At 54.0% G+C, this 23,474-nt stretch carries 14 protein-coding genes, 1 pseudogene and 1 riboswitch; of the genes and pseudogenes, 7 read left to right on the forward strand and 8 right to left on the reverse strand.

The genetic code is table 11. From position 1 onward, the window contains the following. Nucleotides 1-27 precede the first annotated feature (27 nt). Nucleotides 28-140, reverse strand: a riboswitch (TPP riboswitch). Between the two features lie 140 nt (nt 141-280). After that, nucleotides 281-1,648 (reverse strand): dipeptidase, encoded by a 1,368-nt coding sequence (locus QN215_RS06380; protein WP_369343499.1) that lies wholly within the window; start codon nt 1,646-1,648, stop codon nt 281-283. A 75-nt stretch (nt 1,649-1,723) separates the two neighbouring features. Between QN215_RS06380 and QN215_RS06385 the strand changes: the two genes are divergently transcribed. From QN215_RS06385 to QN215_RS06410, 6 genes and pseudogenes are all read left to right on the forward strand, one after another. Beyond that, nucleotides 1,724-2,335, forward strand: coding sequence for a DUF3043 domain-containing protein (locus QN215_RS06385; protein WP_369343500.1), 612 nt, complete (start codon nt 1,724-1,726; stop codon nt 2,333-2,335). 342 nt (nt 2,336-2,677) lie between these two features. Then, nucleotides 2,678-4,165, forward strand: coding sequence for a dihydrolipoyl dehydrogenase (lpdA, locus tag QN215_RS06390; protein ID WP_369343501.1), 1,488 nt, complete (start codon nt 2,678-2,680; stop codon nt 4,163-4,165). Nucleotides 4,166-4,384: 219 nt separating this feature from the next. Beyond that, a complete protein-coding gene (locus tag QN215_RS06395) occupies nt 4,385-5,125 on the forward strand; it encodes a DUF4191 domain-containing protein (protein ID WP_369343502.1) in 741 nt (246 codons plus the stop codon). A 301-nt stretch (nt 5,126-5,426) separates the two neighbouring features. After that, entirely contained in the window at nt 5,427-6,863 is a 1,437-nt protein-coding gene (gene glnA, locus QN215_RS06400; RefSeq protein WP_369343503.1) for a type I glutamate--ammonia ligase, read from the forward strand. A 98-nt stretch (nt 6,864-6,961) separates the two neighbouring features. Then, nucleotides 6,962-7,168, forward strand: a pseudogene (gene rhuM / locus QN215_RS06405) (RhuM family protein); the annotation flags it as partial. A gap of 240 nt (nt 7,169-7,408) precedes the next feature. After that, nucleotides 7,409-9,127, forward strand: coding sequence for an ATP-binding cassette domain-containing protein (locus QN215_RS06410; RefSeq protein WP_369343504.1), 1,719 nt, complete (start codon nt 7,409-7,411; stop codon nt 9,125-9,127). Between the two features lie 128 nt (nt 9,128-9,255). Here the strand turns inward: QN215_RS06410 and ligA are convergent, their stop codons facing one another. Both ligA and QN215_RS06420 read right to left on the reverse strand, forming a co-directional pair. Continuing rightward, a complete protein-coding gene (ligA, locus tag QN215_RS06415; protein WP_369343505.1) occupies nt 9,256-11,889 on the reverse strand; it encodes an NAD-dependent DNA ligase LigA in 2,634 nt (877 codons plus the stop codon). An 83-nt stretch (nt 11,890-11,972) separates the two neighbouring features. Next, nucleotides 11,973-15,326, reverse strand: a complete 3,354-nt coding sequence (locus tag QN215_RS06420) for a tetratricopeptide repeat protein (RefSeq protein WP_404978523.1) — start codon at nt 15,324-15,326, stop codon at nt 11,973-11,975. A gap of 391 nt (nt 15,327-15,717) precedes the next feature. On the opposite strand from QN215_RS06420, the gene QN215_RS06425 reads away from it, so the two are divergent. Further along, on the forward strand, nt 15,718-18,015 hold the full coding sequence (locus QN215_RS06425) for a hypothetical protein (RefSeq protein WP_369343507.1): 2,298 nt from the start codon (nt 15,718-15,720) through the stop codon (nt 18,013-18,015). A gap of 52 nt (nt 18,016-18,067) precedes the next feature. Here the strand turns inward: QN215_RS06425 and QN215_RS06430 are convergent, their stop codons facing one another. The 5 genes from QN215_RS06430 to QN215_RS06450 form a co-directional block, all read right to left on the reverse strand. Further along, the gene (locus tag QN215_RS06430) at nt 18,068-19,273 is read right to left on the reverse strand and encodes an ATP-binding protein (protein ID WP_369343508.1); all 1,206 of its coding nucleotides are present in this window, start codon (nt 19,271-19,273) and stop codon (nt 18,068-18,070) included. 132 nt (nt 19,274-19,405) lie between these two features. Further along, nucleotides 19,406-20,032, reverse strand: coding sequence for a sugar O-acetyltransferase (locus tag QN215_RS06435; protein WP_369343509.1), 627 nt, complete (start codon nt 20,030-20,032; stop codon nt 19,406-19,408). 88 nt (nt 20,033-20,120) lie between these two features. Next, a complete protein-coding gene (locus QN215_RS06440) occupies nt 20,121-21,317 on the reverse strand; it encodes a pyridoxal phosphate-dependent aminotransferase (RefSeq protein WP_369345101.1) in 1,197 nt (398 codons plus the stop codon). A gap of 135 nt (nt 21,318-21,452) precedes the next feature. Continuing rightward, nucleotides 21,453-22,214 carry a polyphosphate--glucose phosphotransferase gene (gene ppgK / locus QN215_RS06445; protein ID WP_369343510.1) on the reverse strand — a complete coding sequence of 254 codons (762 nt, stop codon included), beginning with the start codon at nt 22,212-22,214 and terminating at the stop codon, nt 21,453-21,455. A 237-nt stretch (nt 22,215-22,451) separates the two neighbouring features. Beyond that, complete coding sequence (locus QN215_RS06450; RefSeq protein WP_369343511.1) at nt 22,452-23,444, reverse strand: glycosyltransferase; 993 nt, start codon at nt 23,442-23,444, stop codon at nt 22,452-22,454. Nucleotides 23,445-23,474: the final 30 nt, after the last annotated feature.

Raw genomic sequence — 23,474 nt, forward strand, 5'->3', positions numbered from 1 at the left:
CATCTCTGATGTGCATATTCCCTAAAGGCACGGGAAAGATGGACTTCCGTGCGCCGGCATTACCCGGTATACGTTCGTTCGGTCGAGGCTAGGCCTCATCTCAGCCGTCCGCAATCCGGACAGCCCCCGTGTCTGCATTCGATAATAACCTATCCCATGACCAAGGCTGGATATCGAGCGATACTCCCTATTTTCAGTTATCACATCGTGCAGCAGTCAAGCCAGCTAACTCAAGCCAGATAGCGCAAATGAGCTAGCTGGCAGAGCGTGAGACATCACTCTATCGACCTAGGGCTTGCATCAGCAAGGCTTCGGCGACGATATTCCTACGCAGTCCATAGAGCGAGATGGATTCGTTCGGACTGTGAGCATTCGATTGTGGATCTTCCGGTCCCGTAACCAGCACCTGCGCATGGGGGAACAGCCTCTGCAGTTCGGGAATGAACGGGATCGAACCTCCCTCCCCTTTGTTGATGGGTTCAACGCCGAAAGCCTGTGCCATCGCTGCCTGCGCATCCTTGACTGCTTCGCTGCTGGGATCCATAGCCCAACCCATGCCGTTCTCCAAGGGCTTGACCTCAACGACCGCTCCGAATGGCGCATGCTCCTTCAAGAATTCCGTCAATGCCTGCTGCGCTTCTTCAGGGCGTTGCGAAGGCGCCGTACGCAAGGAAAGTCTGAAGGTGGCAGAATCCGCGAGCACGTTGAATGAACCTTCAACCGGATGGGCGTCAAATCCGATGACGGAAACGCTTGGCTTGGTCCAGAGCCGGGAAGCCAAGGAATCGGTGCCGGTCATCTTCCATGACGGCAGCACGGCAGCATCATGACGAAGCGTTGCCTCATCGATATCCTGCTGAAGTCCTCCAACGGGCTCCTGACTCTTCAGCCCTGGAATCTGCAAGGAACCATCGGCATCGTACATGCTTGCAATAAGCATGGCCGCCACGGTATTCGCATCAAGAATAGGGCCGCCGAACTGGCCGGAATGCACCGGATGTCCCAGAACCCGAACGGTCACGTCAACATCCGTATTGCCGCGCAAGGATGTGGTCAGACTGGGAATCTTATCGGACCAGTTGCCCGAATCCGCAACGATGATCACATCTGATTCGAAGGCATCCTTATGAGCCTTGATGAAGGGAATGAAGCTCGGTGAGCCCATCTCCTCCTCGCCTTCGAAGAACACCTTGATGTTGACTCTCAGGTCCTCGCCCAGCGCCAGCAGACTTCCGGCATGAATGGCAATTCCGCCGCCATCGTCGGCAGCCCCGCGACCGAACAGGCGATCACCCTTCGTAGTGGCGGTGAATGCGTCGGTATCCCATTGCGAAGGATCAGGAACAGGCTGCACATCATGATGCGCATATAGGAGAACGGTCGGAGCATTCTCGTCAACGATCTTGGAGCCAACCACTTCAAACGCGCCTGGCGTTCCATCGGGATTGGTCGACTGCACGACGCGAGTGTCAACACCCAGTTTCCTGAGCTCATTGGAAACGAAGTCTGCGGATCTGCGCATATGGTCCCCGGTGATTCCCTTCGCGGAAACGGCTGCGAGGGCAACCTTCTTCGACAGCACATCGACAATCGCATCCCAATGCCTGTCAACGCGAGACCTTATTTCGTCCAACGTGATTTCGGTCATAGCCTATCTCCTCCGCTCGCACATGTGGCCTGTTGAAACGCATCACGCGTCTATGCGTCACCGTAACCTGTTCGCATGACATGGAACCCACTCAAACGTAAGAATGACGCGGATAATGCGGCACAAGTAGCCTTCGATTCCGAGCCGGAAGGCACGGGCAAGGGACGCCCGACGCCAAAGCGAAAACAGGCCGAGGCAGAGAACCTTCACCCCATCGTTCCCAAGGATCGAAAAGCCAGTCGAAAGGTCGAACGCGAAAAGCTTCGTGTCCGCCAGGACAGCGAATATCAGGCCATGCGCACTGGCGACGTGAACCACATGCCAAAGGCGGAACGGCTTGCATCCCGCGTATACGTGAGGGATTACATCGATGCCAGGTGGAACATCGCAGAGTTCTTCGTTCCTATCGCATTCATTATTCTGCTGGGCTCGTTTATCGTCTCATCATTCTATCCAGTGCTTTCGGTGCCGCTGCTGATTCTGATGTATGTCTATCTGTTCGCCTCGGTAATCGATATTGCTATCATGTGGCGCGGTCTGAAACGCAAGCTCATCGCCAAGTTCGGCGAGCAGTCAGTGGCCAAGGGCTCCCGCATGGCAAGCTATGCATGGTCGCGTACGCTGCAGATGCGTCGCTGGCGCATGCCACGCCCCAGCAGCAAAAAACATGGGAACTGGCCAAAGTAACTCTCAACAGCGATACATCACTGCCATACGGCATCGTTATGTAGCTCTGTTTACGGCACACTCACAGAGCGCTGCCGCACAACAGTCGCACAACTGTCACACAGCGCTGTCGCACAACAATGCCGTTGCTGCGTTCATGCCACAGCCCTCGCATGCGCCCGCCGTCAATAAGGAATCAGCGAATCATCAATCCCGATCCCTATTCACGGTGGGCGTATTCCGTTCAATCCGTGTAAGAACGCTGCCATGTCCTTATGCTTGAAACCATGAACCCTACAGGAGTCGAACGCTTGACTCGTGCAGACGAAGTAACTGAATCGATACATCTAGGAGGCTTCACCGTTGACTGATTCATCGCATACACCAGGCTCAGAAGACACCTTTGATCTGGTAGTCATAGGCTCGGGCCCTGGAGGATACACGGCTGCACTGCGGGCTGCTGAGCTTGGTTCCAGCGTGGCAGTCATCGAAAAGGATGACGTCGTCGGTGGCGTGTGCCTGAATCGAGGATGCATCCCCACGAAGGCACTGATCACCGCCGTGCATGACATTGAGACCGCGAGGCACGCTCAGTCCGTTGGCGTCAATCTGGAATTTCATGGCATCGATTACGGTGCACTGATGAAGCATAAGCGTCATATGGTGCACACGATGACCGAAGGACTTTCTGCGCTGTTGTCGCATCGCAAGGTGAGAGTCGTCCACGGCGAGGCGAGCATTGCCATGAATCATGACGTCATCGTAGACGAGGGTGATTCCAAGCGCACGCTCAAGGCCAGTGACATCATCGTAGCCACCGGATCAGTAGCTCGACCTTTCAACGACCAACCATTCTCGCACTCAGTCATCGATTCAGATCGGGCTCTTGCGCTCGACACCTTCCCCACCAGTGCCGTAATCATCGGTTCGGGTGCGGTTGCCTTGGAGTTTGCCAGTCTGTGGAACACCGCCGGAACCAAGGTCACGCTCCTTGCTCGACGTGACCGTGTCCTCTCGCATTGGAGCCGCAGAGCAGGGGTGACCCTCACCAGAGAGCTGCAACGCAATGGGATCAAGGTCATCACACATGCCGACACCACCAGCATCGACAGTGGCGAGAATCTCGGCGTAACCGTCCACTACGACCTGGCTGAACAGCGAGCTTCTGAGTCCGAAAGCGGCGACAGCACAGAATCCACGTCGCATCAGGTATCTGCCGATGTGGTACTTGTGGCCATAGGCCGCACGCCGTCTACAGGCGCTGCATGGTTCAAGGAGGCAGGCATCGAACTCGATAACCATGGTCTGGTGAAAACCGACGAGCTGGGTCAGACCAGCGCCAAGCATATCTGGGCAGTCGGCGACATAACGGCCGGCCGTCAGATGGCCCATCGTGCCTTCGAACAGGGCATGACAACGGCTGAGGCGATTGCCGGGCTCAAGCCTGAGCCTGTTGACAACGATACGATTCCTTCAGTGGTCTTCAGCTCTCCCGAGGCTGCATGCGTCGGTCTGACGCTCGAAGATGCCGAGGCACGCGAAGAACTCAACGATGTCAAGGAGACCGCCTTCCCGATGCTTTCGAATGCGCGCGTGCAGATGACAGGGCAGAATGGCTCTCTTTCTGTGGTTACTGGCTGCGAACAGTCGCATCCAGACACTCCTATCATTCTTGGCATGCATATGGTTGGCCCGAGTGCCACCGAGCTGATAGCCGAGGCGGAAGAGATGGTGGGCAACAAGACACCATTGAGCAAGGCGGCGCGTCTGATCCACCCGCATCCAACCATCAGTGAAACCATAGGCGAGGCATTGCTCAAGGCAGACGGCAGACCGTTAAACTCACGTTGAGCCCATGGTGATTGTTTCACTGACAGTTGACTGACAGTTGTGAGGGTATGTGCAAAAATTCGTGGGTAGACATTCGTGGGTCGGCGGATAGTCGTCGCTCTAGAACCGTTCGTCAGCTTTCTTGATAGACTATCCTGTCAGAGATCCACATGCAGATGTTCCCGAAGTAACATCGCATGTGGAGCCTACATGCGTGGCCAAATCGAATGAGGGATGGTAATGGCAGACAAGACTGAGCAGACGAGCGCTAAGAAGTCCAAAAAGAAAAAGGACAGCACACTCTCCCAGATCATACAGATTTATAAGTTCACAGTGAAGGATGATCCGGCGCTTCCCTGGTTCCTTGCGGGCGCAGTGATAGCGCCAATCCTTGTGGCAGTCATCCTGGTACTCGTATTCCATATGGGCATCATTGCAACGATCATGACCGTCATCACCGGTATCATGCTCGGCGTTCTTCTCGCAACGATCACATTGACTCGCCGTTCCGACCGAGTCGGATACAAGCGCATGGAGTCTCGCACTGGCGCGACGGGTGCAGTGCTGAATCGCATCACCCGTGGCGGTTTCAATTTCCCACAGGTTCCGGTGTGGATCGACATGAAGACCAAGGATGCCGTCTGGCGCGGCTCTGGTCGAACAGGCGTATATCTGGTTGGCGAAGGCGATTATGGCCATGTCATGAGAGCTCTGGACCGCGAGGAATCCAAAATCAAGCGCATCACCCGTGGATCCGATATTCCCATCTATAAGATCAGCGTCGGCCATGGCGAGAAGCAGGTTCCTCTGAACCAGCTTCAGCGCACGGTCATGCGAAAGAAGATCAAGCTCACCAAGCTCGAACTCGGTGTGTTGAACGAGCGTCTGACCACATTGCAGCAGAAATCCTCCCTGGGTGTGCCCAAGGGCATAGATCCGACCAAGGTACGCGTCAATCGCAGAGCAATGCGGGGTCGCTGACCTTAAGTCCTGTCGTTCTGATAGCGCAAGGCTTCATAGCGCCAGACTTCATAGCGCCATGCAATTACATGTCGCTGAGGAGAGTCTTGCAGGACAGACGCTTGCTTGATGAATGAGAAACGCAGCAATGTTTCAACCAATAGGCGGTTTTGATGAGTTATGGCTCACCAGAACCGCTTTTTTATAGCCTTTTGCCATATTCAACACCCATCCGAAACATCCTCGTAACGTAAGCGGCCAGTTCGCGAAACCCATGCTTCTAGACTTAGGTAACGTACGTTCTCATGAAAGGAGCAGTTCATTGAGTGAACTGAAGACAAAGGCCGATTGCGAGGCTCTGATTAACAAAGAGGGTGTTGAGTACGTTTCCGTACGCTTCACCGATTTGATCGGCATCCAGCAGCATTTCACTGTGCCGGCACAGGACTTCCTGAACGATGCGTTCACTGATGGAATGCCATTCGATGGTTCCTCAGTGCAAGGCTTCCAGGCCATCAATGAATCGGACATGAAGCTCGTTCCAGATCCAACGACGGCTTTCATTGATCCATTCCGCAAGCACAAGACGCTTGATGTGGCTTTCTCCATCGTTGACCCTGTCACCGATGAACCATATTCACGCGATCCACGTCAGGTCGCTGCCAAGGCTGAGGCATTCCTCAAGTCCACCGGCATTGCCGACACTGCATCATTTGCTCCTGAAGCAGAATTCTTCATCTTCGACAAGGTTCGTTTCGAGAACAGCATGAACCGCTCCTTCTACGAAGTCGACTCCATCGAAGCTCCTTGGAATTCCGGTACAGACATCGAAGATGACGGCACACCGAACATTGGCTTCAAGAACCGTGTCAAGCGCGGTTACTTCCCAGTCCCTCCAACGGACCACAACCAGGATCTTCGCGACGACATGGTTGCCAACCTGCAGAAGGTCGGTTTGATTCTTGAGCGCTCTCACCACGAGGTTGCCGGTGCAGGTCAGCAAGAGATCAACTACCGCTTCAACACATTGCAGCATGCTGGCGATGATTTGATGAAGTACAAGTATGTCGTTCACGAGACCGCAGCACAGGCCGGCAAGGCAGCAACATTCATGCCTAAGCCCATGGCTGGAGATAACGGAACCGGCATGCACTGCCACCAGTCCCTCTGGAAAGACGGCAAGCCACTCTTCTACGACGAGCTCGGCTACGGCGGTCTCTCCGACATTGCACGCTGGTATGTTGGTGGTCTGATCAAGCACGCTTCAGCCGTGCTCGCCTTCACCAACCCTTCCATGAACTCTTACCACCGCTTGGTTCCAGGATATGAAGCTCCTGTCAACTTGGTCTATTCGGCACGTAACCGCTCTGCTGCCATCCGTATTCCTCTCGCAGGAACCTCACCGGCTGCAAAGCGCATCGAGTTCCGCGCACCAGATCCAAGCTCGAACCCATTCCTCGCCTTCTCCGCACAGATGATGGCAGGACTCGATGGCATTCTCAACCACATCGAGCCACCGGATCCAGTCGACAAGGATCTCTATGAGCTTCCACCAGAAGAGCATGAGAAGATTGCTCAGGTTCCAGGATCCCTTGAAGAGGCTCTCCACGCGTTGGAAGAGGATCATGACTTCCTTCAAGCTGGCGACGTCTTCACCGACGACCTGATCCAGACCTGGATCGACATGAAGAAGGGCGAACTCGACTTGGCTCGCCTCGCTCCAACTCCACTCGAGTACGAGCTCTACTTCCAGATCTGAAGCCTTGTGTAGCTGATAGCTTCTGTTTTCAAGAGTCGCCCCGCCACAGCAGTGGTAGGGCGACTCTTTTGGTTCTGCGGGCTTGAACCTGTCGGGATTTCCTACAGGTTCAAGTTGAGGGGAACCGCAATGTCACTAGAAACATCCCAAACTACAATCTTGATATGATTTTGTCAGTAGGATATCGCGTGAAAAGCAGAACCGCCACCCAATTCCGAATATGGGCAAATGATCGACTCCGCGATTTTCTTGTCAAAGGTATGACATCGTCACATAAGAGCCACGACATAGCAGTTTCATCGTGATACCAGCATGTGCGATGCCTCGGTAATCAACACAATCAACATGATGGCATCGAAAGTGCTGGTATCATAAACGTTAGGAATTCTGGATTTCTGAAATGCCAAGGAATCCACATCGAAAGGGATACTTCATTGAGTTCTCGTTGACTTCATACACGTAGCATTCATATCCATGCATTGTGGAAATACATAGTGAAATCACCTTGTGGAATCACATTGCTGGAGCACACTGTTGGAGCAACCATGAAACAATTATCCGTATTTTCTTTACACCATATTTCTTTTCAATATCCCGACTCTTCCGAGTATCTCTTCTCGGATATCTCGGTAACCTTTCCGCTCGGCTGGACTGCCCTTATCGGTGACAACGGCATGGGAAAAACAACCCTCATGCACATTGCAACTGGGCAGTTGAAACCCAGTGAGGGCACTGTCATACCTCATCCAGGACAGTTCATATCCGGCTATTGCCAGCAGACGACTGACCGGGCTCCAGCGAATCTCGATGATTTCGCCAATGACTGGTCTGCAGAGACCATGAATGTCAGACGCGCCCTTGAAATCGGGGATGATTGGCCTTGGCGGTATGACACATTATCGGGAGGCGAACGAAAACGTCTCCAGCTGGCCTGCGCTCTTGCGCTACGTCCAGAACTCCTGATCCTGGACGAACCAAGCAACCATGTCGATGCGCGCACGCGTTCAGCCATCGTCGCTGCAATGCAGACTTACCGTGGTGTGGGAATCCTGATTTCGCATGACATAGATCTGATCGATGCAACGGTACAGCAGTGTGTTGTACTGCAACGTCAGCACGTCAACGGGAAAAATCAAACTATGGCGATTACTCGCCCCGGAAATTATTCACAGGTGCATGAGCAGATCGCCGGCGAAACCGCCACAGCCGAGTCGAATCTTGCCCAGACACGGCACGAGCTCCACCGACTGAATCAGGTGAAGGCGCAGCGTTCACAAGCCGTACAGCATGTGGAGGCCTTGAAGGATGGCAGCCGCATCAATCGCAAGGATCATGATGCGCGAGCCAAGCACAAGCTGGCGAAGATGTCGGGCATGGATCTCAAAGCTTCTCAGGCAAGTGGCCGCCTGAACAATCGCTTGAAGCGCGCCGAAAATGCCCAGTCTCAAATTGTCACGGCCGCGAAGCGCTATGACGGGGATATCTGGTTTCATACAGAGCCAAGCCATCGCAAGGAACTCCTGCATATGCAGAAGGGCTTCATCCCCTTCGAAGCCAGTGTGCCGGTTGCACCACTACAAGGTACATCCTCACCAAGCGACGCTGCCAAGGCTGGTGCTTTCGGCGATGACTCTACTGCAAGGGATGCCTCCATGAGCAGCATTCCGGGCTTGTGGATTCCAACACTCAGCGTTGGCCCACTTGACCATATTGGCATTGTTGGAGACAACGGCACCGGAAAAACGACACTATTTCACCGGATGAAGGCGATGCTTGAGATCAGCGACACCAGCGATACAGATCTTGGATTCCCCTCTCCCGAAGCTTCGCCGCATCGTTCATCGTCACATGAAGCAGTGCGTGCACTTGTCATCGAGCAGGAACAGACTCAGGATCAAATCGAATCATTGTTCAACGCTGTCGAACAGCTGAACCATGAGGAATACTCTCAGCTTTGCAGTTCTCTGGCCCAGCTCAATGCCGATCCGGAGCGAATTCTCGACAATCGGGCACCCTCTGCTGGAGAATTCAGAAAGCTGCAACTCTGCCTCGGAGCGTTGCGGCACCCTCATCTGATTATGATGGACGAGCCGACCAACCATCTTGACCTTCATTCAGTCGAATCGCTTACTCGCGTTCTCCAAGCCTTCACCGGAGCGATCATCGTCATATCGCATAACGACCATTTTCTGAGTCACATCACCAGCATTCGGTGGCGAATCGAGCGGAAATCACGAATTTACACCACATTGAGCATCGCATAGTCGAGTTTTGTTGCCTTTTCTGAGTATCAATGCCTCATAACCGCATCATTGCTACGCAGAAAAGCCAATTTTGAGCTTGTCTACTGGAAAAAGGCCGCAAAACTCGATACTGAGCTATGAAAGTTGAACTATTCGGGCTTACCGGTGTCAAGAAGACGGTGGAATGCGGCTTCGTCTAGGGTTGGGACACCAAGCTGCTCCGCTTTGTCAGCCTTGGAGCCAGGATTTTCGCCAACAACCACATAGGTGGTTTTCTTGCTCACCGAACCCGATGCCTTGCCGCCATGCTCGATAATCGCTTCCTTGGCTGAATCACGCGAAAAGTCCTCAAGACCACCGGTCACCACAACCGTCATGCCATCCAATGTCTGAGGCCGATGAATCTCGGCAACTCCCTCACCAACACCGTTGCGCTTCCAGCTTTCAAGAATCTGCCCCCGCCAATCACCTGGCTTGTGCGCTTCAGTGAACCATTCGACAATGGATTGGGCTATCTCCTCGCCTACTCCATCGAGTTCGGCAAGCTCGTCTACGCTTGCCTCTTCAACCTTGGTGAGTGAGCCGAAACGAGAAGCAATGCCTCGCGCCGATGTCGGCCCCAAATGACGAATCGAAAGCGCTACCAGAACTCTCCACAAATCTGCTTGACGCGCCTGATCGATCTCTGCGATCATGGCTTGCGTCGTGCGTGAAGGAGATGCCTTGCGCACCGACTTCTGCTCTTCCTCGGAAGCATGGAGGGTCTGAGGCTGAGCTCCCGCAGTTTCCTTAGTCGTTCTTGCGTTCTTTGGCTGATTGTAGAAGGCATAGATCTGATGCCACAGACCACTGCCGCCAATCCTGCGCCGCTTTCGATGGCGCTTGCCATGCGATTCAGTCTCGCTTACCTCTATGATCGGAGCCTCGCGCCATACCCTGACATCCGCCAGATCTTCGCTGCGAATGTCGAAAAGACCAGCCTCACTGGACAGCACAGGGTGCTGAACGGGAGGAATCTTGAGTCCTTCCAGCGGCTCATAGGGTTCAGGTTCCTCGCCGGGCTTGACTATGACCTCGGTGATGTTCGGCGCAAATACCTCCACAGAGTCCGGCCGATTGTCTTCGGGATTGGTCAATGCAATGGCACTCTGCTCCCCCAGATGCTCGATGTCGAAGGCCTTTCGAGAAGCCATATGGATCACGCGTTCGGTTAGCTGGGCTGGGCAGGATTCGACATTGGGGCATCGTATATCAACGTCCCCCTCTTTCGCCGGGGCGAGTTCCGCGCCGCAGCTTGGACAATGCTGAGGCATCACGAATGCACGGAGCTTCGACTCTCTCCCCTTGCGTCTTTCGACAACCGGTCCGACCAACTCGGGAATCACGTCTCCCGCCTTGCGCACAACAACCGTATCCCCTATTTGGATGCCTTTGCGCTCAACCTCTGCAGCGTTGTGCAGCGTGGTTCTTGAAACGGTTGATCCAGCCACATATACCGGCTTAAGAATCGCTACAGGAGTCACACGCCCGGTTCTACCCACCTGCACGGTGATGTTCAACAGTTCGGTATTGACCTCTTCGGGTGGATACTTGTAGGCGATCGCCCATCGGGGCGCACGAGAGGTAGCTCCAAGCCGACGCTGCAGTCCCAGATCGTCCACCTTCACGACGATGCCATCCAATGCGTGTTCGATATCGTTGCGGTGTTCGCCGTAGTAGTCGATCATGTCGGTTATCTGGCCGAATGATGTGATCTCACGATTGTGCGGCGAAACTGGAATACCCCAGGTCTTGTAAAGCTCATACGCCTCTGACTGGTCATCGATCTGGTCATGTCCGGCGCGAGAAGCCTTCGCTCCCCAGCGAAGCGTGCCGATGCCGTGGGCATAGAAGCTGAGCTTTCTCGAAGCGGTGATTCTCGGATCCTTCTGTCGCAGTGACCCGGCCGCGGCATTGCGAGGATTGGCAAAAGGCGCTTTGCCGTTGCGTGCATTGTCATCGTTGAGCGCCCTGAAATCATCGAAGCGCATGAATACCTCGCCACGAATCTCAACCATCTCAGGTATGTCTCTCGCTGGCCCAGACAGCCTGTTCGGTATGGTTGGGATCGTGTGAACGTTCAGCGTGATGTCTTCGCCCGTCACGCCATCGCCACGTGTCAATCCCTGCTTGAGCATGCCATGTTCATATATCAGGTTCAACGCCAGCCCGTCGATTTTGACCTCACAGGTCATCGGCAATTTCTTCGAATCGGACCAGTCCAGATCATTGTATATGCCATCGAACCATTGATGGAGCTCCTCGATGCTGAAAACATCGTCAAGGCTCAGCATCCTTGAAGGATGGCGAACGGAAGCAAAATCATTCGAGAAGCTTCCACCCACTCGATGTGTTGGAGATTCAGGCGTGTCAAGAGTCGGGAACTGCTTTTCGAGCTGCTGCAGGCATCGCATCCGCTCGTCGTAGGCCGCATCGGAAGACACCGGCGCATCCTTGATGTAATAGGCAATCTGGTCGGATTCAACCCATGACGATAGCTTGGTCCAGAGCTTGGTCGCCTGCTCCGTGGTCAGCTGCTCGACATTCAGATCCTTGAGCCTCATCGCATCGGCATCACTATTCTGCAATGCAGCAATCCACGAATCGCTGCCTAGTGCCATGCCCGACGTTGAATCTGCGATGTCATCCAGCTCGAATGTTTGCTGCGTCGACGCATCACTCTCATCTTTTGACGCATCACTCTCATCCACCGTGTCAACTTGCCCTGCATCAGTGCCGCTCATGGCAACCCCTCCCTGGACCTCCACCGTTACTCTCGCGATTCACGACTGACCTCAACGCTCTGTTCGCCCGTTCCTGCCATCTCTCAGGCGTTGAGTGAGCGCAGGAACTGGACCTGCACCACATCGACACCATCATTATCGTCATCATTCATTCGTGCAGCAGCAACGGAAAGCGTGCGAGCCGGAACGAACATGCCCTCATCGACGCAGACGCGTGCCGCCTTTCGAACAATCGACGATACTTCAGTGTGTGGCCAGACGGGCAAATCATGAGCAACCAGCAGTTGCTGAGCTTCTTCGATGGTCTGTGGGACGGGAATGCATTGTGATTGTGCGCGGGCAAGCAGTTCTTCAAGTTCACCTTGCAGTGTGGGAATCTTGCCAGAGCTGATATGGTCGCTCATCATGTATGCAGCCACTGCGACATCGAATTCGTCACGCATCCATTCCGCATAGGCAAAACGGTAATAGGCAAAGGCGGCATCATCCCTATCGAGTGCAACCCGCAAGGCATTCAAGGTCGCTGCACGAGCGGAATCCCAGTCCTCATTTCTTGCCAGCTGCACGGCGAGCTTCAAATGAGAGAGCGGGTATGCAGGAGCATAGGCAACCATCGCATTCAAATGCGGCAGGGCAGCCGTAGCCCCCTTGATCTGAGCCAGAATATCGGCCAGTTCCATATGCGCGTAGAAGAGATTGTCAGGAATTAGCACCGTGGATTCCTGCGGCAGTGCAAAAAGCCTGTTATAGACGACTCGCTCGGCATACGAGTTGAAGTAACGCGGTACGCCATCGTTGGCGGCGAACTGCGCGTCGAGTTTTGACACCGCTGCCTCGACAAGCCCCAAGGCTTGTTCAACCTGACCGGAGAAGAGCAGATCTCGCCCTTTCAGACGCTGCGCGTCGAGGTCATGGGCGAGCGAGAATTTGAAATCTGGAGTGTCTTCAGAATCGATCAGAGCCTTGGTTGCCTGCGGAGCAAGCCGTGTCAGCTCGGGATCATTGATCTGGTTGACCAGTTTCATTGCCTGACGAGCCTTGTCGACTGTGGGGATCGTGGTATCGCCCGCAATGCGATGGAATTCATTCACCGCATTCTGCAGCAGGTCCTCACGCTGAATCGACAGACCTGAGGCATATGGGGATCCAAGAATCCTTGACACGGAGGGTGAGAGCTGGACATCGGCAAACTCGGGCTCCTCCTGAGCACCTCTGGGAGAGAAGCGATTGTCGCGCAGATCGAAATCAGCGTTGACGGGGTTGAGACCGCCAGCGCCATCCACATCCATGACTGCCTCGAAGTCCTTGTAGAAATCCTTCGGCTTGGCCAGTCCATCGCGACGCAGACGCGTGAGGAATGCCTCTCGTTTGAAGGTGACCGTAACCATGTTGCGAACGGTTGGGTTCTTGCGCAGTACATTCAATGGATCGGAAGAATGCTCTCCACCCTGTGCATCTTCGTGCATGTCGCCATTGGACAACGCGCCTCCCTCTATGCTGCCATCATCAAAGCCATTGGAGAAGGCTTCGCCATGCCCGTTATCAAGATCGGCAGCATCTGAATCGGATGATTGTTCACCATTCGTGGTGGGATCGGATGATTTCGATGCGTCATCGTTCTGTGCACCATCATCACGATCAGCCTCTTGCCCGTCATGATGTCCATCGTTCTCCCCATCATGAGGGTTGGCGAAGCTGATTTCGTCAAAGTCGACATCCTGCATCATGTTCTGGAAGGTCTGATTGATCGATTCATCCGATTCGTCAGGGTCATACACCCCGTTATGCGTGTTGCCATGTGTCGGATCGCCGTGAATGTCGCCGTCCTTGGGGTCGGCCTTCGAACCGGAAGCATGCACTGACCCATTTCTGATGCTTTCGAATGCGGTTAGTGCCTGGTTCATCAGCTCTGCAATGGCTGAATCCTGCTCGGCAACGGCCTCTTCGAGTCCTATCGAATCAATGTGCAATGACACGCGTCGAACATGGCTATCGGCTCCGAACGCGATTGCGGCCATGATGATTCCAACGCGCATGTTGTAATCTGCGCTCATAGACGCTCGTTCGGCCTCGCTGATGTTAACCCATCCCTGCTGTCCTTCATCGAAACGGCTCGAAGGCATCATGGCCTGGCCTGCTGTGGTGAAGCCCAAGGCAACGTCGCCTCCCGCGAGATTCGAACGCAGCTCGACATCGAAGCGATATGGCAGATGCAGTTCTCTCAACATGGTTGACACGGCTTGGCGATAGACCCATTCGGAGCCGTGCGCATCTTCGAAAGCAAGGAATTCAAGCGGATGATGCGCTCGTGCCGCAGGATCTGGGTAGGCATCCCAGATATGTGAAGCCACGCCACGCGAAACACCCTCGATATGCGAGGCTGCGCCTTTGGCATCGTCATGCATTGGATCGAAGCCTGCGGGCGGATAGTCGTCAACCTGCAAGGCCGACAACGCCGGGTTGAGCAGAAGAGCAAAGTCAATCTGCGCTGCCTCGGCTCGTGTGACCGTATCTTCCGTGGGGAACACACCCATGCGCGCATTGCGCTCAAGCCATGTGCTGACTGAGGAGAATCTGTTCAGATTGCCCTCGATCTTCAAGGATCGCAACGCAGGTCCGAATGCCAAACCCGAATCCCAGGAGAAGAAATAGCAGCCCGAGTACGAGGATGTGAACAGATGCAGCGGTTCCGCGCCATGCACGGCCTCCAGCCCACCTACGGGATCGAGCGCACCTGCCTCGCGCATGAGATCCGCAAAGTGGTCTTCAAGACCGGATGCGCGCAGTCCCTTTGCGCGTGCTTCGATGGTATCCCTGACGGCACGCCGGATTGCACCGATGGGAGCCTCTCGATTGAGCCTTCTGAAGATATTCCCCGATCCAAAGCCAATCAGGAATCCGTCGAGCTGAGGCAGCATGTAGGTGGTGAAGAATCCGATGGCGAGCGCGTCTCGATATTCGAGGTTGAAGCGCATCTCGTGTGGCAGCTGCGGCCGCAACTGCTCAAGCGTATAGCGGTTTCCACTCTTGAGCCATGACGCGAGCCATGTCATCCGACCAGTCTGATCGCGGCCGACCATACCACCCTGCACCGCCTTAATGAAACGCTGCTCGGTCGCCTCTTCGCTCCCGAAGCGTGGGCCAGAAGGCAGACTGACATCTCCCTCCTTGCTGAACATGAAGCTTGCATCGAGACCGTGCGTGTCCATGCCCGTATCCGATCCAAGGAACACGCGTCCCTTGTCGTCGGCAAGAGCCACCTGCGCGAAGTGGGTATCGTCAGGAAAGACGCCAAGCGAAAATGCCTTGCCCTTCATCGACGGGAATTGCACCCATCCAATCGCAAGACCCCCGGGAATGCCCCCCATTGCGGGCAGAATCCGGCGTTTCACCCACGGGCTCAGCGCTTTCGAAGACTTCAGCAGCTCTTGCATCATCCGGTTCTGCTCGGGATCGTTGTCCTGCCTGTTATCGCTACCTGCATGGAATGCATGGTCGTTGCCATGACTGGTGACGAATTCACCGAAGCGTCCGACGTGCGACTGCAGTTGTGCGAGGCGTTCTGGAAGAGACAGCTCCTGCAATGAAGTGTGCAATTCCTGCTGCATCAATCGCATGCTGCGCCTGTATGCTGCAAAGTCGAAGAAATGATTGATGTTAAAGGGCATAACCATCATTGTTTCAATCCAACACGACATGAAGCCCATAGAAAAAGGGGCGCATGCCTTGAGGAAAGCTTCAACATGCCGCTCTCATTCTGGTGTTGCGCAACCATGCGTGCAACAATCGGTTGGCAGGGCACACTATACGATGGTGAGGGTGAAGCGCATGTCATTGTCACGGTTCAATCCGAATCGAAGTCGATATGGAATCGCTGTTGCCGCTTTGACTGTGCTCGTGCTGATTGCATGTGTCGAAATCTTCGGATTCAATCTTGCCCATTGGCGGACGCTTTCGAACGATCCACAAACTTTGCAGCTCGCAGATGCAAGCCAGCACAAGGCTGGATCACATATCATCCTTGGCTCAGGATTGCGCTATTCAACGGCTTCAGAAACGCTCACGGTCACCGATGCAACCAGCGCATACCTTGATGTTTCAACGAATGCAAACAGCATATCCTCGCTCACCATGCATGTGCGCGAGCAGCATGTGGCCCTGTCCGATTCACAGAATGTGAGCGTAAGAATCGACACACGCGCCTATGATTCCAGCAGTAAGACTGCAAACCGAACAAGCTCGAACGCCGCTGAAAACACTGAACACGCGAAAAACGCTGACGGAACTGCATCTTGGTCAGTCTCGGGAACGCACACGATCAATGCCGAAGTCAGCAGTAGCCTCACGATGCGAGTGCGACCGACCTCAGCCCAATCCTCAACAACTCGCATCTGGATTCAAGAGCCAAACGATACGACGCTTACCATCAGCTCAATCACGCTCAATCCGCGAATTCCCTTGAACTTCAGCCCGCTGCGCATGGCATTGATGGCACTGGCCGTGGCGGCGGTTCTCGCGCTTCTGCCTCGCTCTCGTCTATGGAGCACGCAGCTCGACACGTCACGAAAGGGCCAGCGCTGGGTCATGGGAATCACCATCGCAGCGATAGCGATCTATGGACTGGTTGGCATCATCACAAGCATCGCAGCCTTTACACCTCAGCAATTCCATCATCCTGGCAGCTACACCTACGATTACAACCAGTATGCCTACCTTGCCGATGCTCTGCTTCATGGACGCCCCTGGCTAGATCTGGAAGTCCCTCAACGCTTTGCACAGCTTGCAGATCCTTACGATGTAGCCGCTCGCGAACGATTACTGGGCAGCGGAGTCACCCCCATCTATTGGGATTATGCCTTCTTCAATGGACGCTGGTATTCATACTTTGGCGTGATTCCAGCAGTGCTGCTGTATATGCCGTATCAGGCAACCACATCCCTGTGGGTCAGGAACGGGCTTATGCTTCCCACACCTGCCGCCATGAGCCTGCTCACAGCGCTAGGCATGATATTCGCCGTGCTTCTGGTAATCCGCATATTGCGTCGCCATTTTCCACACGCTTCGCTTGCAACCACTGTCATAAGCGTTATCACGGTGCTTCTTGCCACCAACTTCCCCTATCTCACCAGCTCGGGCATGTTCTATACGATTCCCACTGCAGCTTCGCTGGCACTCACTTTCATGGGTCTATGGTTCTGGCTAGGAGCTCGAGGATCATCGGCAAGGCTTTCGTACGCACACATCGTTGCAGGCTCGGTGTGCATCGCGATGAATCTGGGCTGTCGTCCGACCTTCATCCTGGCAGCGTTGCTTGCGATACCGATTTTTGGGCCCGATGCCATGAAATTCATCCGCACACGCCACATCAAGGCCTTCTGCACCACACTGGCCTGCGGCATAATCCCAGCCATTGTCATTGTCATGCCCCTGCTCGCTTACAATTACTGGCGTTTCGGCAGCATCACCAACTTCGGCAACAATTATCAGATCACCGTCACCAACATGACGCAATACACAGCGCCACTGTCAACGATGGCACCGGTCATCGGATACTATCTAGCGCTGCCACCGAACTTCACGTCTTCATTCCCGTGGGTGGATTATGCTCCTGTGCCCCTGAACTCATGGCAATACGCAGAACCAGCACTCGGCGGCATCTTCTTCATAGCACCCATGCTTCTGATGATGGCCGCACTGCCATTCCTGACTTCGAGACTCCACCAACGCCACATCCTTGCATCCGCATACTCCATGCTCGGATTGGGAATCCTGTTGCTGCTCTTCAATGCCTACAAAGCCGGATTCTCATGGCGATACATGCTCGATTTCACTTGGCTGTTTTCGCTCGTATCCGTGCTCTGCATCGCAGAAGTACTCTCACACATCCCACCTCGCACATCAACGGATGCCAGCTCAATCACAACGCACGACATGGGCCAATTTCACAGCAACGAACACGCCATCGCACATCAAACCCTCATTCAGTGGATTATCCTAGCCTTACTCTTCATGACCGCCATCATGAGCGTGCTCGGCGTACTCCTCCTCTCGGAACGCAACGACCCCACCTCCACGCTCGCAATCGCACAGTGGTTTTCAATTACACAGTGGTGCTCAATTGCTTAGTGGTTCTCAATGGCTTAGTGGTTCTAGCCACAGTGGTTCTAGCCACAGTGGTTCATGCATTGAGGAGCCATGTGATGATGTTGAGCTGTTGGATGCCCTCATCGTTGTATTCCTCGGCATCTTGGGTCAGAAGAAACTTCGGGTAGCTATTCCTGATACGTTTGAGGCTTGAAACTTCACGCTGATACGTGTCGGGGTTCTGAACGGTTTCGCTCACCTGATAGTATTCCGTAACGCCCTGTTTCGTAGCGACAAAATCAACTTCCCCATTCGCTATCGTGCCCACGTAGACATCGTATCCACGTCGTCTGAGTTCAAGGAAAACCAAGCTTTCAAGTTGACTGCCACGGTTGGGTCGTTTCAAGCCGAGCAGCGCACGGCGCAATCCTGAGTCAACCGGATATATCTTGGAATTGATCGAAAGATATTTCTTTCCAGCAATGTCATACCTATCGCAGCGGTAGAACAGATACGCACTTTCAAGGTCGGTAAGATAATCGTTGACGGTCTCAGCCGAGGTCTTCAAGCCCGCTGAGGTGAGCGCATTCGCAATGTTTCGAGGGTTCACAAGATTGCCGGATACATCTATCAGATACCGGGCCAAGCCCTGCACCAGATTGGTATCACTGCGATGCCTTCGATTGAGCACATCTTTAATCAGCACCGAATCGACGATGCCGTTCATATAGTCCCGATAGGTCAGTTCATCGTCGATTGATGCGGTAAATGGGAAACCGCCATGAGTCAGATATGTGCTGAATAGTTTCGTAACTTCCGGATTGAGAGGATTCTTTGATGAGCTCGCAATGGTTGAGCACATTTCTGCAAAACTCAACGGGTAGACGTGAATCTCGATATATCTGCCGGAGAGCAGCGTCGCAAGCTCTCCAGAAAGCAGGAAGGCGTTGGAACCGGTGACATACACATCCACATTGTCTTTGATGAACAGGCTGTCGATGATTTTTTCAAAATGGGGTATCTGCTGAACTTCGTCAAGGAAAATGTAGTTAGTGCTCTCTGGAAGCAATGCGGCATTGAGCTTCTTGTAAATCTCAGAATAATGCTGAGATTGCAGGTCCAGATCTTCGAAGTTCATAGAGTGAATCTGACGATCCTCGACTCCCTCCGCTCTCAATCTCCGTTGAAATAACTTGAAGAGCGTCGATTTGCCGCATCGTCTCACCCCGGTAAGCACCTTGATGATGTGCTTGCCGCGCAGACGATTGAGCTGTTCTATATATCGCGGTCGTTCAAACATGCTCCCATAATATCAGTCAATATCGAATTAATTCGACATTGGGGACAGAATTGTGTGCAATATCGAATTAATTCGACATTCGCGAGCATTTATTCTGGCTTTTTGTTCTCTTTATCGCGTATTCATCATCGTTCATCGCTCAGGGACTCGATGTGGCATGGGCAGTGCGTCGGCTTCGGTGATTGGGCGGATTACCTTGCACGGCACTCCCGCTGCAAAGCTGTTTGCCGGAATGTCGTGTGTCACCACTGACCCTGCACCGATCACGCAGCCTTCTCCGATTGTCACTCCACCGGTGACGGTGACGTTGCTTGCCAGCCAGCAGTTATCACCGATCGTGATGGGTGCACCGTGTTCATAGTCGAAATCGCTGCCATCCGCGGCTTTGCGGATGTTGCGGTCCTGCCAGCGCATCGGATGTATTGGGGTGACGATGCAAGCGTGAGGGCCAAACATGACCTTGTTGCCGATGGTTACCGGGCATACGTCAAGGATGGTGAGATCGAAATTGGCATAGAAATCTTCACCAATGGTGACGAAATCGCCATAATCCAGATACAGAGGGCCTGCAATATAGCCGCGTGCACCCATATGTGGCAAGACTTCGCTCTGGATTTTCGAGCGCAGCTGCACATCTGTTTCACTGGAGTGGTTGTACGCATCGCAGAGCGCATGGGCGCGTTCACGCATGGCTGACAGCTGCGGATCGGCGGCGTTATACAGTTCGCCTGCAATCATGTGTTCGAGTTCAGTGGTCATGTCGGTTCTCCTTATGAAACGGCTCCGAATCGGATATGTATCTGAAGCATGTGATGCCATGCGTTATCATGCGAGCGCAGAAAGACGATTATGCCTGCAACAGCTCGTCAATCTGTGAAAGGACCGCCTGAATCTGCCTTTCAAAAACTTGTCTCTCCGGCAACAGCGACACGGCTAGCACACCGTTGGATGGCATGTCGAAATAGTAGCCTGGCTGGGCACTCAACCGATGCTTGCGCAGCAATGACAGTACGAGCGCATCCTCGTCGATAACCGAGGGAAATCGTAGCAATACGTTCCATCCGGCCTGTGCTGGAAGCACGTCCGCGACACCTGTCGGATGCTCTGCAACCATACGCAGCAGCGTTGCATAGTTGGTTCGGACGCGTGTTCGTACCTTGGCCAGCTGAGTGTCGGCAAGAGATAGCAGCTCTGGAATGCGCTGAGCGATGATGTTGCTCATGGGAAGGTAGTCATCGGCTATGGTGTCGATCCGAGCCAGTGCCTCCTGCCTTTCGCGCTGCGGTCCAGAAACGCGAATCCATCCGACCTTCGCGTGAGGGGCCGCCAGAAGCTTTGAAAAGCCGTCCAATGCGAAAGTCAGTACTCGCGATTCCCCTGCAAATCGTTGCCCTCCGGTTCCGGCTCGTTCAAGCTCTTTGGTATCGGACTGAAGATCGTATTCAAAGAACACTTCGTCGGCAATGATGGCGATGTCATAGCTGGCGCACAGCCGGATCAGCTGCTGGCGTTCCCAGCTCTGTACATACGATGCGGTCGGATTGTTGGGATTAATCAGCACTATGGCGCGGATATGCTGAGGATTGCCGTGAGCCAGCCGCTCTTCTATCGCAGCAATGTCAATCGTCCACGATCCATCGAAATGCAAGGGGTAGCTGATGGAACGCACGCATTCGAGCCTTGCTATCGAATCCACAAGAGGATAGCCGGGCTTGGGTACCAACACCGAATCCCCAGCGTCACAGAGCAGCTTCATAAGCCATGAATAGGCCTGTGATGTTGAGCTCAACACGAAGAGCTCGTCTGAATCGATACGTGCCGTGCCTTCGTGCTTGGCCAGAAACGAGCAGATTGTCTCGCGCGATTCACGCGGCCCTCTCGGATCCGCCTTGTATGGATCCGACAATGTTTCTGGCGCAAGCCCATGAATCGTGGGGTTGGCATCGTTGAGCTTGGAGAATTGCACTCCCCTGCTTCGATCCTTCGCCTCTTCATCCGCAATCGGGTTAAGTCCACCATATTCCACACGAGACGAAAAATGCATAAGCCCGACTATCCCCCACATGCTCGACACGGCACGTGGCATGACTGCGCTGTGACACATGACTGCACGGTGACATGATTACACGGTGACACCTTTACACGGTGACACCTTTACACAATGGCGTAGAGAGGAGCTTCAGCCCTCGTGGATCATCGCATGATAGGCCGCACCGACGATGCCTGCCTGATTGCGTAGCTGTGCGGGAACGATAGGGGTTTCAATCTCAATCAGCGGAATGAACCGATCACTCATACGGCTCACTCCACCACCAACGACGAAAAGATCGGGATTGAAATAGGTTTCCAGCATGCGATAGTACTTGGTCAGGCGCTTTGCCCATTTCTTATACCCAAGATTTTCGCGTTCGCGAACCGAAGCGGCAGCATAATGCTCGGCATCGTCGCCTTTGAGCGTCACATGGCCAAGTTCACTGTTGGGAATGAGCACGCCGTTATAGATCATTGCCGAACCGATACCGGTGCCCAGCGTTGTGGCGATGACGAAGCCCTTCTCTCCTTTGGCTGCACCAAACTGCACCTCGGCAAGACCTGCTGCGTCTGCATCGTTGACCACATCAACGTGCCGGCCGACCGACTCGCTGAGCGCTTTCTGCACGTCGATGCCGAGCCATGACTTGTCGAGATTGGCCATGAAGTTCAGTGGCTTGCCGGGTCGGATCGGAGCGGGGAAGGCGATGCCAACGGGCATGCTGTCAGGCACTGCGAAGCGGTCTAGCATTTCCTTGACGACCTTGCCCACGGCATCTGGCGTTGAAACCTCAGGGGTCAGGATCTTCTGACGTGGTTCGGCGATATCGCCTATATTCAGATCGACTGGAGCTCCTTTGATTCCGGAACCCCCAATATCAATGCCAAAGGCCTGAGCAGTTTCAATCATCTTCGATCTCCTTGTATCAAACGTGACATCAGCGCAACCGCCTTCATTGCAATCCGCGCTGTTCGTTGTTTCATCAACAATCAAGTCATGCAAACGATGGCATTCACCGGTGTCCCCATCACTTGTTTGCCACAACTGTAACGAGCCGTAGAGACAGATATGGCGTGCCGTATTGCACGACACGCCGATCTTAAGAACTTCGGACAGCAAACGTTTTCATTACGCTCGAATATTCTGTTATTTCAAAGCAGGCATGGGTTTCCAGGACGGATCATGAAGCAGTGCACGCGAGTTCCACCATCCGCGAATCAGCTCTCGAACGCCTGTTATGAAATGCTTGCGATCTACAGCAGCGAGGCGTATGACTTCCTTTGCAAACGTGGCAAGCGTGCCCACCGCGAACAGCAGCGGACGATAGTCGCCATGAAGCATGAAGTAGCGGGCCATGTAGCCACGGTTGCGCATGATGTGATAGCGGTTCATGTCTGATGTGGAATTGAGCTGCCGGACTCCTGCGATGTCCCAGTTTGCAATCTCTCGCGTGCGTCTCATAACCATATCGGGGATGATGATCGGAGTCGTGACCTTGCTGGCCAGATATCCATACAGCGTATCGTCCCAGTAGATGAAGAAACGAGGGTCGGGCAAACCGATTTTCTCGACAACGTTACGAGAGATCAGGCCACCTTCGAAGCACATGGTGTTCATGACCTTGTATCCGGCATAGCCGAATCCTGCAGGCGCAATCGGATCGGGAATCCCCAGCGACACGAGGAAGTGGTATTGCCAATAGAACGGCCCGCCATCATAGTCGAGACGAGAGCCTTGAATCACCTCGTGAGAGTCCGACCATTTCTCCAGCCGGTCGAGGCCTTCTGGCAGCACTGCAACGTCATCGTCCATAACCCAGAACCATTGAGCGCCGAGGTCATATGCCTTGCGAATGCCAGCGGAAAAGCCGCCAGAGCCGCCAGCATTGTGATCCATCGGATGGTATACCACACGCATGTCATTGCCACTGGCATCAGGAATCGTCTTTCCCCATTGCCGCGTGATGTCAGCACTGAACGCTTCAACCATGTCGGCCGTTTCGGACGAGTTTTCATTGTCGACGATCACGATGCGCCAAGGTGCCTGGGTGAGCTTGGCGATTGATGCGAACAACACCTCCAAAAGTTGTTGACGTTTAAAGGTGACTACAACCATTGCAACTTTTTCCATACGCCCCATTCTCCCACCATCCACACGACTATGCACGCG

The organism is Bifidobacterium sp. WK041_4_12 (assembly GCF_041080795.1).
Classification (GTDB): Bacteria; Actinomycetota; Actinomycetes; order Actinomycetales; family Bifidobacteriaceae; genus Bombiscardovia; species Bombiscardovia aquikefiricola.